3 protein-coding genes are annotated in these 1,505 nt (G+C 75.3%); 1 reads left to right on the top strand and 2 read right to left on the bottom strand.

Annotated features, from left to right (window positions below; translation table 11 throughout):
- The coding region (locus tag HMPREF3105_RS01510; RefSeq protein WP_246830308.1) for a Rieske (2Fe-2S) protein at window positions 1–435 on the top strand (435 nt) is incomplete at its 5' end.
- Window positions 436–442: 7 nt separating this feature from the next.
- Here HMPREF3105_RS01510 and HMPREF3105_RS01505 read toward each other — a convergent pair.
- Window positions 443–772: a PLD nuclease N-terminal domain-containing protein gene (locus tag HMPREF3105_RS01505; RefSeq protein WP_020627854.1), complete on the bottom strand. Its 330-nt coding sequence runs from the start codon at window positions 770–772 to the stop codon at window positions 443–445.
- A partial coding sequence (locus HMPREF3105_RS01500; protein WP_246830307.1) for an aldo/keto reductase occupies window positions 772–1,505 on the bottom strand: 734 nt, incomplete at its 5' end. The genes HMPREF3105_RS01500 and HMPREF3105_RS01505, both read right to left, overlap by 1 nt.

The following is a 1,505-nucleotide window of genomic DNA, read 5'->3' as shown; positions in this document are numbered from 1 at the left end:
CCCCGCCGCACCGTCCTGGGCCGCGGCGCCGCCGTCGCCGCCGCGGGTGCCGGCACACTCGCGCTGGCCGGCTGCACGGACCGGCTGCGTGAGAAGGACACCGCGCAGGACCACTACACCGGCTCCGACGCCGTCGACGCGCTGCCCGCCGCCGAGCTGCCCGTGGGCGCCTCCCGGGAGGTGCAGGTGCAGGGTCGGACGCTGATGATGCATCGCGTGGACGAGACCACGGTGACCGCCTTCACCAACGTGTGCACGCATCAGGGCTGCCTGCTCCAGGTCGTGGACCGGCAGGAGGGCCCGGCCTACGCCTGCCCCTGCCACGGCTCGCACTTCGACGTCACCTCGGGGAAGCCGTTCGGCGGCCCGGCCCGCAAGGCCCTCATGGACTACGACGCGGCCGTCGTCGACGACCGCATCGTCGTCAAGCTCTGAGCCCGGCTCATTCCTCCGGCGCGCCGTAGCGCCGGCGCGGGGGCACCACGACGGCGGAGCGGTCGTTGGGGTCCCACGCCGGCTGCTCGCGCCGCCGCGCCGGGTAGTAGCGGTGCCGCCACCAGAACCAGATGAGCGCCCCCAGCACCGGCAGCAGCAGCATGAGGCCGACCCACGGCAGGCGCGCCCGGGCGTCCAGGGGGCTGCGGCCCAGCGAGACGAAGCCGGCCACCCACAGCGCACCGGCCACGACGGACACGGTCCAGCCCAGGGCGGCCTCCCCCGGCGTCGGCACGAGCGGGGTCGCGGCGGCCGCGCCGGTCAGCGCGCCGGCCATCAGAAGAGCGCGACCTTCTCCGGGCCCGGGAACAGGGCGTCCAGCTCGGCCAGGTCCTCCGCGGTGGCGAGCCAGTCGGCCGCCGCCGCGTTCTCCACGACCTGCGCGGCACGGGTGGCGCCGGCGATCACGGAGGACACCGGCCCCTGCGCCGCCAGCCACCCGATCGCGGCCTGGACCTCGGTGATCCCCCGCTCCCGGGCGAACCGGCCGAACGCGGCCAGCTGCTCCAGGTCGGCGTCGGCCACCATGTGCTGGCGCACGTGGGACAGGCGCGAGCCCTCGGGGGCGTCGCCCTGCGAGTACTTGCCCGTGAGCAGCCCGTTGGCCAGCGGGAAGTACGGCAGGACGCCGAGCCCGAACTCGGCCGCCGCCGGGACCACCTCGAGCTCGGCCCGGCGGTCCAGCAGGTTGTAGTGGTTCTGCGCGGACACGAAGCGCTCCACGCCCAGCTCGCGGGCCACGTACTCGGCCTGGGCGATCTGCCACCCGGCCCGGTTCGAGTGGCCCACGTAGCGGACCTTGCCGGCGCGCACGAGGTCGTCGAGCGCGCGGAGGGTCTCCTCGATGGGCGTGGCCGGGTCCGGGGTGTGGAACTGGTAGAGGTCGATCCAGTCGGTGCCGAGGCGGCGCAGGGAGTCCTCGACGGCGCGCACGATGTACCGGCGGGAGCCCCGCGCGCCGCCGTCGTCGCCGGCGACACCGCCCATGTCCATGCCGAACTTGGTGCCGA

The sequence above is a fragment of the Micrococcus sp. HMSC31B01 genome, assembly GCF_001816085.1.
Lineage (GTDB): Bacteria > Actinomycetota > Actinomycetes > Actinomycetales > Micrococcaceae > Micrococcus > Micrococcus luteus.
This window is presented reverse-complemented; position numbering and strand designations above follow the sequence as displayed.

Bases quoted from the DNA above. Each gene is read 5' to 3' on its own strand.
- HMPREF3105_RS01505 (WP_020627854.1), bottom strand. From the start codon at position 772: ATGGCCGGCGCGCTGACCGGCGCGGCCGCCGCGACCCCGCTCGTGCCG.